The sequence below is a fragment of the Candidatus Eisenbacteria bacterium genome, assembly GCA_018831195.1.
Classification (GTDB): Bacteria; Eisenbacteria; RBG-16-71-46; order CAIMUX01; family JAHJDP01; genus JAHJDP01.
In genome coordinates this window covers 98461-114018 of sequence record JAHJDP010000065.1, presented here as the reverse complement: position 1 = coordinate 114018, position 15558 = coordinate 98461, and the positions used below count along the sequence as shown (strand labels likewise).

The 15558-nt window shown below is 53.1% G+C and carries 12 protein-coding genes; 4 read left to right on the top strand and 8 right to left on the bottom strand.

Annotated features, from left to right (window positions below):
* Positions 1-24 precede the first annotated feature (24 nt).
* Entirely contained in the window at positions 25-2451 is a 2427-nt protein-coding gene (locus KJ970_11550; GenBank protein MBU2691552.1) for a PAS domain S-box protein, read from the bottom strand.
* A 405-nt stretch (positions 2452-2856) separates the two neighbouring features.
* Between KJ970_11550 and KJ970_11545 the strand changes: the two genes are divergently transcribed.
* The 4 genes from KJ970_11545 (at position 2857) to KJ970_11530 (ending at position 7167) form a co-directional block, all read left to right on the top strand.
* Positions 2857-4644, top strand: a complete 1788-nt coding sequence (locus KJ970_11545; protein MBU2691551.1) for a carboxypeptidase regulatory-like domain-containing protein — start codon at positions 2857-2859, stop codon at positions 4642-4644.
* Between the two features lie 273 nt (positions 4645-4917).
* Positions 4918-5502, top strand: coding sequence for an RNA polymerase sigma factor (locus tag KJ970_11540; GenBank protein MBU2691550.1), 585 nt, complete (start codon positions 4918-4920; stop codon positions 5500-5502).
* 2 nt (positions 5503-5504) lie between these two features.
* Entirely contained in the window at positions 5505-6218 is a 714-nt protein-coding gene (locus KJ970_11535; GenBank protein MBU2691549.1) for a zf-HC2 domain-containing protein, read from the top strand.
* A 49-nt stretch (positions 6219-6267) separates the two neighbouring features.
* Positions 6268-7167, top strand: a complete 900-nt coding sequence (locus KJ970_11530) for a DUF4097 domain-containing protein (protein ID MBU2691548.1) — start codon at positions 6268-6270, stop codon at positions 7165-7167.
* Between the two features lie 56 nt (positions 7168-7223).
* On the opposite strand, the gene KJ970_11525 is transcribed toward KJ970_11530, so the two are convergent.
* The 7 genes from KJ970_11525 to KJ970_11495 form a co-directional block, all read right to left on the bottom strand.
* Positions 7224-8405 carry an HlyD family efflux transporter periplasmic adaptor subunit gene (locus KJ970_11525; protein MBU2691547.1) on the bottom strand — a complete coding sequence of 394 codons (1182 nt, stop codon included), beginning with the start codon at positions 8403-8405 and terminating at the stop codon, positions 7224-7226.
* A gap of 94 nt (positions 8406-8499) precedes the next feature.
* Positions 8500-9840 carry a 4Fe-4S binding protein gene (locus KJ970_11520; GenBank protein MBU2691546.1) on the bottom strand — a complete coding sequence of 447 codons (1341 nt, stop codon included), beginning with the start codon at positions 9838-9840 and terminating at the stop codon, positions 8500-8502.
* Positions 9841-9872: 32 nt separating this feature from the next.
* Complete coding sequence (locus KJ970_11515; GenBank protein ID MBU2691545.1) at positions 9873-10307, bottom strand: ATP-binding protein; 435 nt, start codon at positions 10305-10307, stop codon at positions 9873-9875.
* A 1-nt stretch (position 10308) separates the two neighbouring features.
* Positions 10309-10653 carry a transcriptional regulator gene (locus tag KJ970_11510; protein MBU2691544.1) on the bottom strand — a complete coding sequence of 115 codons (345 nt, stop codon included), beginning with the start codon at positions 10651-10653 and terminating at the stop codon, positions 10309-10311.
* Between the two features lie 28 nt (positions 10654-10681).
* Positions 10682-12079 carry an NADPH-dependent glutamate synthase gene (gene gltA, locus KJ970_11505; GenBank protein MBU2691543.1) on the bottom strand — a complete coding sequence of 466 codons (1398 nt, stop codon included), beginning with the start codon at positions 12077-12079 and terminating at the stop codon, positions 10682-10684.
* A 9-nt stretch (positions 12080-12088) separates the two neighbouring features.
* Entirely contained in the window at positions 12089-12964 is an 876-nt protein-coding gene (locus KJ970_11500; GenBank protein ID MBU2691542.1) for a sulfide/dihydroorotate dehydrogenase-like FAD/NAD-binding protein, read from the bottom strand.
* Positions 12954-15509, bottom strand: a complete 2556-nt coding sequence (locus KJ970_11495; protein MBU2691541.1) for a molybdopterin-dependent oxidoreductase — start codon at positions 15507-15509, stop codon at positions 12954-12956. The genes KJ970_11500 and KJ970_11495 overlap by 11 nt, the downstream gene beginning before the upstream one ends.
* Positions 15510-15558 lie beyond the last annotated feature (49 nt).

Genomic DNA, 15558 nt, shown 5'->3' with positions numbered 1-15558 from the left:
TATGGCTTGTCTTTCGCCACTCCATCAAGCGTCAGGTTGAGTCACCGGCAATGTAAAGTGAAATTCCGTTCCCTGCTTCGATCCGGACTCCAACCAGAGCCGGCCATTATGGGATTCAATAATCGAAGCACTTACCGATAAACCCATCCCCAAGCCATCCGCCTTGGTAGTGAAAAAGGGATCAAACATATGTTTCTGTATCTCCCGCGAGATCCCTTGCCCCGTATCGATGATGACCACTTCTAACATATCATTCTGATTCATGAATGTCCGCACGATCACCACACCGGTTCCGAGTTCAGTGATAGCATCGATGGCATTTCGCAAGAGATTCATCAGAACCTGTTCAATTTGCGCTGAAACCGCCGTAATTGCCGGCAATGACTCATCAAGCTCCTTGTGCAGGGTGATCAATTCCGCATCGATACTGGCCTCCAGAAGGCGAATCACCCTTCCAATACATTGATTGAGATTGACATTCGGCCGTTTCGTTTCATTCTTTCGGACAAAGTTCCAGTGGTTCCGAATAATATTGCTGGCATGTGTTGCCAACTGTGCAATCTCTTCCATCACATGGGCAAGATCTCCCTGCTGTATGGTTCCCGCTTCCAATCTCTCGAGACACCCTCCGGTATAATTGACAATAGCGCAAAGCGGCTGATTCAATTCATGAATCAGACCTGTCGCCATCTCTCCCATGGACAAGACGCGCTGGGCATGCGTTATCTCTTCTTGGATTTTCTGCAGCTCTTCCATGGCCTTTTTACGCTCTGTGATATTCCGCGCCATCACGAGAACTGCATTTTTATCCCCTCGGAAAAGTATCCTTGCAATAGTGTTATCGAACCAGATTCTCGAGCCGTCTGAATCCACATAGAGTATCTCAAAAGTCTGGGTCTTGCCGGTGCTGGACAACCTATTCAACGCCTTCTTATAATTGATCTGCTCCTCGGGCGGGAAGGATTCATAAACAATCTTTCCCAGGAAATCTTCGATCCGGCGGCCGGGAAGCACTCTGTTTCCATAACGGATTTTCCCGCCGGCATCAAGAATAAACACATGCTCCGGATTATTCACCACAAGAGAACGCCACATCTCTTCCGATTCGATTAAGTCATACTCCGCCTTTTTTTTCTCCGTTATATTAGCAGAAAAGACGGCGACCTGGTCAACTTCATTCTTGTTACTGTAAACAGGATAGATATCGACACTATAAATCGAGTCCCGATGCATCTCGTCATAGTGGATAGATCGGCCCGTTTGAAAAACCAAATCGGTATGGGCTTGTCTGTCTTTCGCCAATTCCGCAGGGAAGTTATCATAGATGCACTTGCCCAATAACCTCTCCCCCGTGCTCTTATTCGCGGCGGCCGCCGCTTCATTGATAGCTGTCACTATGCCCTGCCGATTGACGAGAATCGCCAAATCAGGCATGGCGTTTAATAAAATCCGCAGGATCGCTTCATTTTCTTTAAGCGCTGTTTCAGCCCGTTCCCTCTCCTGAATCTCTCTTCTCAACGCCTCATTAACCTCTTGTAATTCCAGCGTGCGTTCCCGGACTCGTTTATCCAGTGTCCGGCTGAGATTTAGATGGCGTTCCTCGGCGATTTTGCGCTCGGTAATATCGTAGCCCGTCATGAGAACGCATGTTCGCCCGGCATACTCAATTCGGGAAAAATGAGCGTCGACCCAGCGTGTCTCGCCCGCTTTTGTTAATAACTTTAATTCATAATGTGAAGGAACAGTATCTCCGCGCTGGCGGGCAATTGCCCTTTCACTGACCATCGCCCTGAAATCGGGATGGATTCCCTTGAGAATACTATTCTCGATCAATTCCTCCCGAGTGTATCCGGATATCTTTACTGTGGCGGTGTTTGTATAGACAAGAACCTCATCATGTGTAATGGCAATAACCGCATCGATTGTTTCCGCCAATAACCTGAACTTTTCCTCGCTGACTCGAAGTTCTTCTTCAATCCTTTTCCTGTCAGAAATATCAAAAGCCGTAACCATGATGGCGGGATTTTGCTCAAAAATGATGGGACGGACAAGAAAGTCAAACCAGACAGTCCTTTTATCCTTGGAGATCAGCCGGAGTTCATAACGGGTGGGGGTATCCTCACCACGCTGCCGCGCCATTCCCCGTTCCTTCATTAAGTCTTGATCTTCCGGATGGAACATCGTCCAGAATTCCCGGCCAATCAGCTCTTCTTTTGTATAGCCGGTTGTTTCTTCGGCCGCGGGATTCGCATAGACAATACGAGTTCCTTGATAAATGCAAACGGAGGCGGGCGTTGTCTCGGTAAAAATTCTAAGGTTTTCCTGGTTCTCCGTTTGCTTCTGATAGGCCTCCTTGTATTCCGCCGCGGTGCGCTCCAAATCAGCGACTCTTTGACGGAGCGCTTGAAGCTCGCCATGGAGTTCCTCCGGCGGTCGCGAGTGATCGTTCATTGAAGAAGGCCCTTCCCCTCGGATGATCGAGTATCTGGGTTGTTCCTGCTCGGGGCTCGTATCAGTCTCTGAAGCTGCTTGTCAAAACATTGTCCCCGTAGGCGTTCGGAGTCAAGCGCCCCGGATTATGCGTGTCCCTCTGAGACCTGCGGGACGAGGGGGGATGCAATTCACGGGATCTTTGTAACCCTAAGAATATCAAACAGTAAGAGCAAATTACCCGTGTCCTGCCGGGCCCAGCATGGCCCCAGACTCCCTGCCGAGGCGGGAAATACCACACCCTCCACCCTCCCGAAATGCCGCTGAATCTGCTATCATATAGATAGATTGACACTTTCTGCGTCGCAGCGTCGCAGCCTCACATCCGCCGTGAGGCAACTTTGGTTTTCGCATGAGGAGGATAGGATGAATACCCTCTCGAGTTCTGTCGCGGTATTTTTGGCTGCCCTGGTCTTCTCCCTGGGTTTGGCGGCGCCGGTCACCGCCGCACCGGAAAACATCGGCATGGATCCCACTTACGCCTTCTCCGACCGATATCCGGTGGAGATAGCCGCCTCCAGTGGGGAGGCTTTGCTCACACTTTTGGATCTCTCTATTGATTTCGACCGTGTCGATTTTAACGGCGGACCGGATCATCCGGGGACCATTCGAGCCTATATCAATGACGATGAACGCGCCACCCTTGAGACGGCGGGTTATACAATTACCCAGATACCCAATGAAGGCAAGGAGATGTGGGAGAAGGTTCAAAAGGAATGGGAAGCCCGCGGCGCGCTGGAAGCTCCGGTCACCCTTCCGGACAAAGGCGACCGGTGGACCTACTGGTATTCATTTGCTGAGCTCGAGGGTGACCTGCAAGCCCTTGCCAATGACAATCCTGATCTTATCCAAAAAATTTCGATTGGACAAAGCGTACAGGGCCGGGACATCTGGGCTCTCAAAATATCCGACAATCCGACCATCGAAGAGGCCGAGCCGGAGTTTTTGTTCAGCTCCACAATTCACGGCGATGAGGTGACCGGAATGGATATGTGCCTTCGCATGCTCCACTACCTTACCGACTGGTATGGCATTAATCCCAGCATCACCGAGCTGGTCAACAATGTTGAAATCTGGTTTATCCCCCTTCACAATCCCGACGGGTACGTAAACGGGACTCGTTACAACGCCCACGGCGTAGATTGCAATCGCGATTTTCCCGATCCGGTTTCCGATCCGAATGATAATCCCGCCGGACGGGAGCCTGAAACTCAGCATCTGATGTACTTCGGCTATGATCATACTTTTGTTTTGGGCGGAAACATGCATGGCGGCGCCGAGGTCCTCAATTTCCCCTGGGATTGCCGCTATGACCATACGCCGGATCATGATTTGTTTATCGAAATTGCCGAGGGATACACCTATCTGAATCCACCGTTGTGGAACAGCACCGAATTCTATCATGGATGGACCCACGGCGCTGAATGGTATCTCATTCACGGCGGTCAACAGGACTGGTGGTATGAGTGGCGCAAGGAGCTTCATTATACAATGGAACTCTCCAATACAAAATGGCCGCCCTACAGCCAGATGGATACCTTCTGGTCCGAGAACCGCGCGGCGATGCTCCATATGATGGACGAGGTTCTCTACGGTGTTCAGGGTATTGTTGCCAATTCCGGAACCGGACTCCCGGTGAACGCCACGATTGATGTGGTCGAGACAGGGAGAACCATAAGAACCGATCCCGATTGGGGCGATTACTGCCGGCTGCTCAAACCCGGAACGTATACTTTTCAATTCGCGGCCGAGGGGTATAACAATGTGACGGTCAACAATGTCGTTGTCACGCACGAAAACAAGACTGAGCTGAATGTCTCAATGACCCCCGAAGGATCGGATGTCGGGGTTGCGGAGTTTGTCCGCATTAATCTGTCCGAACCGACTCCGAACCCGGTCAACCCATCCCAGGGTGCCGTCAGGTTGCTCCTCGATCTGCCCAGAGCGGCGCATCTCACCGCCGGCGTCTATGATGCCGCTGGGCGTCAGATACAAATATTGAAAGAGGGATTCGACCTGACCCGCGCGGGGCGCCACACCCTTGTATGGGACGGCACCACGGGGAGCGGCGATCCGGCCGGCTCCGGAATTTATTGGATTCGGGTTCTGGCGGGTGATCAGGCTCTCAGCCGGCGGGTTTCCATGATCCGATAGAGATCGAGACGCCAAAGATTCTCGGGAAGGGGGCGCTGACCGCCCCCTTTTCTTTTGGACCCGGAATGAGGCCACCTCAGGAGCCTTGAAGGAAAAGGCCTGCAGGTCCAAGATAGGGGTCAGAATCCACCTCGCCTGAGTGCATTCTATGACCCGCTGTCTCAATAAGTTACAAACCGGATCGACAACGGTGATCCAATTTAAACCCTTGGTTCGTTTCGACCGTCAAGGGTATGAGGCCAGGAAAAGGCTTCCTGGTCTGAGGAGGGGATCTTGGCAGAGTCAATGACATCGGCGGAGACAATCCGGGTCCTGGAATCAACTGAAACCGGAATCACAGAACTCGTCGCCGATGCCCAACGTGGAGATCATGTGGCTTTCGAGAAACTCTACAGACGACATGTGGGCTCCACCCTCGCCCTCTGCCTCCGATGGGTCGGAGATCCGACTCAGGCGGAGATTCTCACCCAGGATATTTTTGTAAAGGTCTGGGAGAGAATCCATACATTCCGCGGGACAGGAGCTTTTGGAGCCTGGCTTCGCCGGGTGGCGGTCAATCTTATCATCGAAGACCGACGAAGCGGGGCGCGCCGGGCGAAGTGGCTTGATCCCGGTGAGTTGGATGAATCCAGCGGCGCCGTTCCACCGGAGCCGATCGATGATGCCATGGATCTTGAAAAGGCGATAGCAACCTTGCCTGAAGGGGCAAGGGCGGCATTCCTTCTTCATGATGTCTACGGCTACCGCCACAGTGAGGTCGCGGAAATGGTGGGAACGGCGGAGGGAACGGTCAAGGCTCAGTGTCACAGAGCCAGAACATTACTCAGACAAGTTCTGAAGAGTCCGAAGGAGATCTGAGGATGAATCACAAATCGGCTCAAGAACTCCTCCATGATTACATTGACGGCATTCTGTCCGAGCCGCAAAAGATCGACATTGAACTCCACATTCAAGAATGTGAAATCTGTCGTTCCGATGCGGATCAGATCAGAGATTTGATAAAACAGGCCGCAGCTTTGCCTAAGAGCATTGAACCCAAACGGGATCTCTGGCCCGGAATCGCGGCGAGAACCCAGGTTGCGTCCGAGGCTCGGGTCACAACAGGGCCGCTTCAGCGGTTCATTCTAATGGCCCGGTCATGGCGGGGTTTCTGGACCCCTGTCATCGCCACGGCGGCGGCGGCGGTGCTTCTGATCATTGCACTGGAGATGAGGGATTCCGGCAGCATTGATTCCTCTGCTAATCCCTCTACGACCGGTGAAGCAAGCCGGGCCTCCGTATCAGATCCGGCTTCTATCGCCGTCATTGAGGCGCTGGAAGCGGAATGCCGGTTATCGGATCGGGAAATAGCCCATTTCATGCCCGATGGGAGCGCGGAAGCCGATGGCGAGGCATCCTCTGTTTTTAGGGTGATCGCTGACAATCTCCACGCCATTAATCAAGCGGTGGCAGAGGCCAAAGATGCCTGGCTCTCAGATCCTGAGAGTCCTCATCTCGCTCGATTGCTGGCGGCGGCGTACCGCGCCAAGGTCGCCCTACAGGACCGGGCCATGCGGGTTGCAGCACAGACATGAGAATCCGGATATATAGGATCCTGCACTCATCAGCGGGGAGGACGCAAGAATGAAAACTCAAAAATATGCACTACCTGTCCTGGTCACAATGGTATGGTCACTCATCTTCATTTCGAGTGCGGTCTTTGCGCAAAAGAGTGTGGATGAAACAAGAAAGGTCTCCTCCAAAGCTGAAATTTCGATCAGCAATATCAGCGGATCTGTCACTGTCGCCGGTTGGAGCAAGAATGAAATCCATATAACCGGGGAATTGGGGGAAAAGGTTGAACGGCTCGATATCAAGGGCGATGAGGACCAGTTGGATATTGAAGTGGTGATCCCCAGGCATGCCAACCGGGTCGGAGACACCTTTCTGGAAATTCACCTACCCGAGAACTGCCGCGTCAATATTTCCACCGTCAGTGCGGATATTGATGTCGATAAAGTCAGCGGAAAGCTCTTCCTGGAAAGCGTAAGTGGAGATTTTGATGTTCGCGGCAAACCTGAATTGCTGGATCTCGAATCGGTCAGCGGCGATATGGATCTTCAGGTCGAAACTCATCGAATTAATATCAGCAGCGTCAGCAGCGACATAGAATTGAAGAATATCGATGGCGAGCTGGATTGCGAAACGGTCAGCGGTGATATCCGCATCGAAGGTGGTGAATTTACCGATGTGGGCATCGAATCCGTTTCCGGAGATATCAACTTTAACGGAGATCTGAACAATCGGTGCTCATGCGACCTTAATAGCCACAGCGGCGACATCACTCTTGCTCTCTCGAAGAGCGCCAGCGCCGATTTCGAAGTGAGCACATTCAGCGGCTCGATCGAGAACGATTTCGGGGCGAACGGGCGGCGGACAAGCGACTACACACCGGGAAGGGAATTGCATTTCACTATGGGTTCTGGAGATGCCACTGTGCGGATCGAGACCTTCAGCGGCGATATCGTTATCGGGGAGAGATAAACCGGATTAGGCAACCGCCGCATTATGATCTCGGGTCACGTATGCGATGGGGCTCCTCATGAGCGCTCCTTCGGTGAGATGGTGCGCAGGCGCATCCCGGGTGCCGCACCTGAAAGCGGAGTCAGGATCACCTTCTCGCCTTGAGCCAACCCATCTGCTATCAGTGCCTCTGTGGGAGTCATTCTATGAATTGTGACGGGCCGTATCTCCAGGGTGTTCTCTGCTGTCATGATCCAAACCATTGAGTTCTCCCGAATCGAGCTGCGCGGGATCGGGATAATGTTCTTCAGCATCCGGCCCTGAATCTGCACCGTGACAGGGCTGCCGATGCTCAACTCCGGCGCATGATCATCCATTTGATGAGACGGATTTTCGAGGCGCACCACCAGACGCTCCAAACAGCCGATTTCATCCACAACACCACGCGCCCGATGTGAAATACCTTTCCAGGTAAACTTTTTCTGTCCCGTGTCCAATGTCACCAGAGCGGTGTCTCCGGGCACATGTATCCATTCAAGGTCCGCTATCGGCAATCCAACTTCTATCTCCACAAGATCGGTTGCGTACAACACCGCCACGGCATTGGCCGGACCCACCACCTGCCCGGGGGCGATCGACTGCCGCCGGACACGGCAATCAAAAGGCGCATATAGATGCGTCCGGTCCAAATTCAATTGTGCGGTTGACAAGGCCGCATGGGCCAAGGCCAGGTCGGCTTCCGCCTGCCGAAGCTGCGGCTGATGCAACACCAGGGGATTCGGTTCTTGCGACCCGGTGGATCCACTTCCGGAATTCTTCCGAGTCGACACGATGAGATCCCACTCTCCTCTAGCGATCGTGGCATTGGCCCGGGCGACATCAAGCTGGAATTCCGCCTGTGCAACCTGCGCTTCCGCTTGCTGAACAGCGAGTTCGTAATCCGCCGCCTCAATGCGCAGAAATTCCTCGCCCTCCCGGAATTCTCCTCCGGCGACGAGTTTCGGACTGACCCAATTCACCCTGCCATTGACCTGCGGCATCACGGTAACTTCATACCGAGGCGCGACGGTGCCGGCGCCTTCAATGACGACTCGGCGGTCGGCGATTTTCGCTTCGATCACCTCCACCAGAGCGCCACCACCGTTCCGAGGCGTAATCACAGGCTTCTTCCGAAGATTTAAAAAAACAGCCATGATGACAATCATCACAATCACAACAAGAAGGGGACCGAGAATGTGAAACCGCCGGTTGACTGCCATTGGTTTAACCCTACCTATTTTTGCCTGCGATCCGAAACCATGAGGACGGGATGTCAATTTGAGAAGATCATAGATGGTCTAGCAACATGGTGAGTTACGAGTTTTTGTCTTCGGGAAGGGATCCCTCATTCAGGTCATATAACTCCCGAAGGACCTTCAACCGGTCATCCGACACAAAGATGCATTCGGTCGGCTTGGCGTCCCCCACAGCCACATCACCGGCAAATTCCTCGCAAGTCGGAGCGCCACAGAGACCGCAATCGATACCGGGGAATATTTTTCGGTAGATCTCGCGTGTTTTGACCTGCTTGATCCGGTCGCTTAGATCACCGGTCCGCTTTGAGGTCGGGCGGGGCTTGATTTGCTGGGAGATAAGATATCGCCCTTTAACATAGCGGCGGGCGACTTCTTCCTCCAGTTCCTTGTCGGTTTTCTTGATTTCATTAATAAGACTTTGAATTTTGCTTCGAACAACGAAGCGTTTATCAACTGTCAGCGGACCGCCGACACATCCGCTTGTGCAGGAATAGCATTCCAAAAACTCAGCGTTTTTGATTTTTCCCTTCTCAATATCCTCAAAAACATGAATAACATGCTGCAACTGCGCAACAGAGATACTATGAGTTTGCCTCACCGCCCGGCTGATTCCGCCGGTATGAGCCATTCTGAGATAACTTCTGCTCCTAATGCTGAAGTGTGCATCCCGTCCCGACGGCTCTCCATTTTTGCGGTTGAGGCGTTTTGTAATCGCTGCAAGAAGGGGATTATAAATATCTTTGATGCCGATTCCAACATCAAGATAGCTCTTGGCATCCTCCGCCGGCTGCTTAATGGAAACCAGCTTCGCCGGGCAGGGCGAAATATAGATCGCTCCAATATCTTCCGGGGGGATCCCCTTTTCCGCTGAGACTTTCGCTTTCATTTCCCACCCGGCGATTTCTCGCGGGGGGAATATGGGAAGGATTTGACGGACCATATCCGGATATGAAACCTGGATAAGACGAACAATAACCGGGCATGTTGAGGATATCACCGGCAGAGGGCCCTTGTATTCCTTCAAGTAATCTCGAATCGCCCTATTGATCAATTCGGTCTCGACCGAAAGGTCATAGACTTCATCGAAGCCGATGGCAAGAAGTCCATCCGCAATATCCTTCGGAGAGACGGCCAAGGGAAATTGTCCATAGAGCGTCGGGGCGGGAATGGCGACTTTATAAGGATACTTTTCGACCGTATCCCAGGTGTCGGTCAAAGGCTGGATGGCGCCTTCTTTGCAGGCGGTGATACACTCGCCGCAATCAATGCATAATGTGGAATTGATTTCAGCCTTGCCCTGGCGAACTCTAATGGCATTCGTCGGGCAGACCCTCAAACAATTGAGTTTAGCTCGACATTTATCACTGTCTATCTGCAAGGCATGGAGAAATGTCGTCATGATCTCCTCCTTCGCTGTAGAGCAGTGCGACCCTATTCTTCAATCCGAATAGTAATGTGAAGGGTCGTGCCCTCCCCGACGATTGATTCTATCTTCAAATCATCCGCCGTTCTCTTGATATTCGGTAGCCCCATGCCGGCGCCGAATCCCTTTTCTCGCATGTCGTCGGTCGCCGTTGAATACCCTTCCTGCATCGCGAGATCAATGTCCTTGATCCCGGGTCCCTTATCGCTGACGGTGATCCGGATCTCCATCGGCGTCAGGACAAAATCCACCTCGCCGCTCTCGGCATGGATCACGACATTCAGTTCCGCCTCATAGCTCGCAATGGCGACACGCCGGATGATTTTGCTGTCGAGCCCGGCTTCTTTGAGAATCGCTTTGATCTTCGTTGAAACCTCTCCCGCAACATCGAAGTCTCCGCCCCCGACGGGAAAGGACTTCTGGTACAACACTTCCTCAGCCATCTCAGCAGATTCCCTTCATACCGGCCGCACAGAGAATTCCACAAGTTTCAAACATGCTTAGCTCTGTGGTAAATAATGGTATTGATAATTCGATGGCGAGTTCAATGGCATGTTCGTCGGGTTCCTTGCCTCTGACATAGACAATTCCGGCCGCATCGGCGATCTCGGCCGTACGAACCGACTGCGAATTGATGAGTCCCGTGACAAGCAAGGCCCCCGGCTCGGCAAAAGCAAGGACATCACTCATCATATCGGTCCCCATGCAGGCCGTGACATCGGGCTCATTCTCCACATACTTCGTGAGCATTTTGCAATTCAACAATTTTTTCACTTCGCTAAGTTTCATGAAGCTCCCAATATTGACCCACCATCTGTCAGCCGGATAGGTATTCCTGCATGGAGCGCGCCGCCTTCCGCCCGGCGCCCATGGCCATAATAACCGTGGCCGCTCCTGTGACGACGTCACCCCCCGCCCAGACCCGATCGAGTGACGTTTTCCCGGTTTCTTCATCGGCAACGATATTACCCTTTCGCCCGATTTCCAAGCCCTCCGTCGTCTGCGGAATGAGAGGATTGGGACTATTGCCGATAGAACAAACCGATGCATCTGTTTCCAGAATAAAGTTTGAGTTTTCGATTGGTACAGGCCGGCGCCGGCCCGAGGAGTCGGGTTCGCCAAGCTCCATCTTCAGGCACTCCATGCCAGTCAACCAACCCTGATCATTGCCGATCATGCGCACAGGCAGCGTCAAGAAATCGAAAATAACGCCTTCCTCCTCCGCATTCTCCACCTCTTCAAGTCTGGCCGGCAACTCGGACCGGGAGCGCCTATAGACGATATGAACCTCATCCGCGCCCAGACGGATAGCCGTACGGGCCGAATCCATGGCGATATTACCGCCGCCTGTAACGGTTACCTTGTGAGGTCTCTTGATCGGCGTATCATACTCGGGGAATCGGTATCCCTTCATTAGATTCAAGCGGGTCAGATACTCATTTGCCGAGTAGACCCCATTCAGATTCTCACCGGGTATCTCCAAGAACCAGGGGAGTCCTGCGCCTGAAGCGACGAAAATGGCGTCGAATTGCTTGAGGAAACTTTCGATACTCCGCGTTTTACCGACAACAAAATCAAGGTGCAGATCGACGCCCAGGCTCTGCACATACTCCACCTCTCTCTGCACAATGGCCTTCGGCAATCTGAACTCCGGAATGCCGTAAATCAGAACACCACCCGGTGCATGAAGCGCTTCAAATATCTCGACCTTATGCCCCAGAACGGCAAGGTCTGACGCAACGGTAATGCCGGCCGGCCCAGCCCCGACAACGGCGACTTTTTTGCCTGTCGGAGGTGCGATATCGGGCATCTCGATCTTCCCCTGGCTCGACTCCCAATCAGAGGCAAAGCGCTCCAACCGGCCGATGGCCACCGGTTCCATTTTTTTGCCCATGATACAGTGTTTCTCGCACTGTTCTTCCTGGGGGCAAACACGGCCGCAAACCGCCGGAAGGGCATTCTTTTCTTTCAGGATTCGAGCCGCCCCTCCAAAATCGCCCTCTCTGATTTTCATAATAAAACCGGGAATGTTTATCTCCACAGGACACCCGTCGATACATTGCGGCTTTTTACAATCAAGGCATCTTTCCGCTTCCTGCATCGCTAATTTAGGTGTGAATCCCAACGCGACCTCTTCAAAATTGAAGATCCGTTCCTCGGGCGTCTGCTTCGGCATCGGGAACCTATGGGGGATCATTTTTTTCTTCTCTGCCATGATTAATCCTTAGTTTTTTTCGAGACATTTGTGCTTATGCTTGCCCGAGAGATGGAACTCGGTGCCCACTCCGCTTTTACGGAGAGGCGTAACCTCTTCCTCATAATAGGTTTTCCGGCGCATAAGGAACTCTTTCCAGTCCACCAAATGGCCGTCAAAATCAGGGCCATCGACGCAGGCGAACTTCGTTTGCCCGCCCACCGTCAGACGGCAGACACCACACATCCCGGTTCCATCGATCATGATCGGATTCATGTTCACCATGGTATGAATCTGAAGCTCGCGTGTCATATCAGATGCTCGCTTCATCAAAAATGTACACCCATTAACAATGACACGATCCGGCTTCAGCTCCTCGTTCTTTAATATCTGGGGCAGCTTGCTGATGTGGCCCTTGTATCCCTTTGTCCCGTCTCTGGTGATCACATGGAAGCCGTCGACAAGCTCTTCGAACCTGTCTTCCCAATAGAGGAGAAAAGACGAACGCGCCTCAATGAGAACATGCACCGTATTCCCGGCCGCCTTCATCGCCTTGGCAATCGGATAGATGCTGCCGATCCCAAAACATCCGCCGATGAGAAGAACCGTTCCGAAATGGGCGATTTCGCTGGCTTCACCCAATGGACCGACAAACGTCGGGATCGTGTCTCCGGCCTTGAGCAGTGCAAGTTTTGACGTTGTCTCGCCGACTTCTTGAAAGAAGCATGTCACCACGCCGCGTGTCGGATCAAAATCAGAAACGGAGAGTGGAATCCTCTCCCCCTTTTCATCCGGCCGCACAATGACAAATTGCCCTGGTTTGACAAGGCCGCCGGCGGAGGCTTCGATGACGAGTTCGTGGATGTTCGGCACAATCATCCTGCGTTCGATCACTTTATACGCCATTCTTTATCACCTCCACGGGGCATGGGTTTTTCTTCAATCGGTAGAGCGCCGCTAGATCGCTGGTTTCCATGAGCCCGCCCACGGCTTCCGGGATATAGAGGTAAATTGCTCCTTGCTGCAATTCCGGTTCGATTTTGACCGGGGCCGCGCCTTGTATAGAACCCGCCCTGACGGTAATGTGATCCCCCGCCGTGATACCCAGCTTTTCCGCGTCTTCGCGGCTCAGAAAGAAACCGGTTTCCGGATTGAGAATCTGGAGTCCTTCGACCTTCGCAGTCAACGAGACACCGCGGTGCGTATAACCCATCGGGCGGAGCGCCAAAACCAGCTTCTTTCCGGCCCTCGCCACACGGCCATCGGCAGGCGGTGTTTCACTCAACCCCTTGAGCTCCGGAAGAACCCGCCTGCTTCTATCCGTCTTTCCACCTTTTGGATAACCGGGTATCATCGCGGCGATTTCCCTTTGAATGTCGCCGACCGCCTCATAATCAAATCCCACGGCTCCAAGTCGTTTGGCGATTTCTGAAAGGATCCACCAATCAGGCCGCGTCCTTCCATGCATCACGCTGTCCGGCGGACTCTCGATCTTGGGAGCATCTTGAACCCGTCCCTCAATATTGACGAGGGTCCCGGCGGATTCCAGGAAACTTGCGGCCGGCAGAAACAGATCACACGGATAGTTGGGCTCGAAGATGTCCTGAACAATGAGGAAATCACAATTGGGGCGATCGAAACCCGGCTGGGAACCGATCATATACAAAACCTTGTATTTTTTCTTCCCCTCAAGAACCTGCGCAGCGGTAAATCCATTATCACTCGGGATCGACTGATTCCATCTCTTCTCCAGCTTCAGTCTCGCATCCTTGTCCTTGATCCCCGCGGGTCCCGGCAACAGCTCGGAAAAGGCGCCCATCTCCAAAGCGCCCCGTGTATTGGCTCCGGTATAGAGAGGCAGGATTTTGACATTCTTTCTGCTGAGAAGCATTCTGAGTCCATCCACCAGATCTCCCAACACGGAATACCGGAAGAGGCTGGGCCCGAGAATAACGGTTAGATCCTCACCCGACTTTAAGAGTGAGGCAGCTTTCCCGAGCTGTTGCAGATCCAGCTTCGTTGCCTTTGCTCCTTCAGCGAGGGCGGCGGCCGTTCCCTTGATGATCGCCTTCAGCGCCGTTCCTTCAAATCCCGGGGGCGATTGCAGCCAGATATCCGCATATCGGGCCAGATTTGATTCCCGCGGTCCAATGGTGACAACGCCTGCTCCATGCTGCATCGCTTTGCGGATCTCAACACCGACAATAGAATAGTTAAAGCGGGTATCCAGGCCGACGGCGAGAATGCGCGATGAGGAACGGATATCCTGGATGGAAATCGGCCGGCCGAGCAGTTCGGTCCAGAGTTTCAATCCCCCCCCCAGCGTCTGCCTTCCCGTATTGTCAATCGAATTGGCGCCCATGGCGGACCGGACGAACTTCTGAGCCATGTACAGGCTTTCATTTGTACAATCCGAAGAAACCAACATGGCGAATTCAGATGATTTGACTCCCTTTAGCTTCTCCGCGGCGATATCGAGCGCTTCCGTCCAGGGTTTCTCTTTCCAGTAGTTGTTCTCCCGGGCAAAGGGTTTGCGGTTCCGTCCGAAGTGGTGCGATAGTTCGCCGATACAAAATCGCCCCTTCAGGCATGCCTGTCCATCATTCACATCGGATTCAGCAACGGGAAGCGCTTTCATGAATCTCCCGCTCTTTGAGTGAAAGTCGAGCTGGCAGCCGATAGCGCAGTACGGACAAGTCGAGGTGACAGCTCCATCCGGTTTTCCATCCCATTTGCAGGCCTTTTCAGCCAGCGCCCCAGTGGGACAAACCTCGACACAAGCGCCGCAGAATTCGCATCCCGCATCCTGATGATTCCGGCCGAAGGCGGGACCGACAATGGCCTTGGATCCTCGATGTGTGAATGCGAGCACCGATGTGCCGCGCATCTCCTGACACATCCGGACGCAACGGCCGCAAAGGATGCAAAGGTTGTAATCGCGGTCATAGAAAGGATCGCCGCGTTCCTGAACGTCCCCACGATAGAGAATCGGATACTCCAGCTCTTCAATTCCAAGTTTTTCAACGAGTGTCTGAAGCTCGCATTGTTGGTCGGAAGGGCAATAATGGCAGCCCGTGGTGACCCCCGATTTTCGAACGGTCCCCATAAAATTTCTGCATTCAACACGTTCATCGCAAACCAAGCAGGTCGATGGGTGCTCACTGAGAATGAGCTGAAGGATTTCCTTGCGGATCGTGACGATCTCTTTGGTGTCGGTCTTGACCTTCATGCCCTCCGCGGCGGTTGTATAACAGGAGAGCGGATAACCGCGGATTCCTTCGATTTCGACAATACACATCCGACATCCACCGAAGGGTGATAGATCTTTGTGCGAGCAGAGCGTCGGAATATAGATTCCGTTCAATTCCGCGGCTCTTAGAACGGTACTCCCCTCAGGGGCGGTGACGGTGCGGCCGTTGAAATCCATCCGTATCGTTTTATTCTTTGCCATATCACCTCTCCAAAGATGGAAGGGGGGTTAGCAGGCTAAAAGGCATGGC

Excerpts from the sequence above, each read along its gene's own strand:
- KJ970_11550 (MBU2691552.1), bottom strand. The coding sequence starts at position 2,451 with ATGAACGATCACTCGCGACCGCCGGAGGAACTCCATGGCGAGCTTCAA.
- KJ970_11545 (MBU2691551.1), top strand. The coding sequence starts at position 2,857 with ATGAATACCCTCTCGAGTTCTGTCGCGGTATTTTTGGCTGCCCTGGTC.
- KJ970_11535 (MBU2691549.1), top strand. The coding sequence starts at position 5,505 with ATGAATCACAAATCGGCTCAAGAACTCCTCCATGATTACATTGACGGC.
- KJ970_11530 (MBU2691548.1), top strand. The coding sequence starts at position 6,268 with ATGAAAACTCAAAAATATGCACTACCTGTCCTGGTCACAATGGTATGG.
- KJ970_11525 (MBU2691547.1), bottom strand. The coding sequence starts at position 8,405 with ATGGCAGTCAACCGGCGGTTTCACATTCTCGGTCCCCTTCTTGTTGTG.
- KJ970_11520 (MBU2691546.1), bottom strand. The coding sequence starts at position 9,840 with ATGACGACATTTCTCCATGCCTTGCAGATAGACAGTGATAAATGTCGA.
- KJ970_11515 (MBU2691545.1), bottom strand. The coding sequence starts at position 10,307 with ATGGCTGAGGAAGTGTTGTACCAGAAGTCCTTTCCCGTCGGGGGCGGA.
- KJ970_11510 (MBU2691544.1), bottom strand. The coding sequence starts at position 10,653 with ATGAAACTTAGCGAAGTGAAAAAATTGTTGAATTGCAAAATGCTCACG.
- gltA (MBU2691543.1), bottom strand. The coding sequence starts at position 12,079 with ATGGCAGAGAAGAAAAAAATGATCCCCCATAGGTTCCCGATGCCGAAG.
- KJ970_11500 (MBU2691542.1), bottom strand. The coding sequence starts at position 12,964 with ATGGCGTATAAAGTGATCGAACGCAGGATGATTGTGCCGAACATCCAC.
- KJ970_11495 (MBU2691541.1), bottom strand. The coding sequence starts at position 15,509 with ATGGCAAAGAATAAAACGATACGGATGGATTTCAACGGCCGCACCGTC.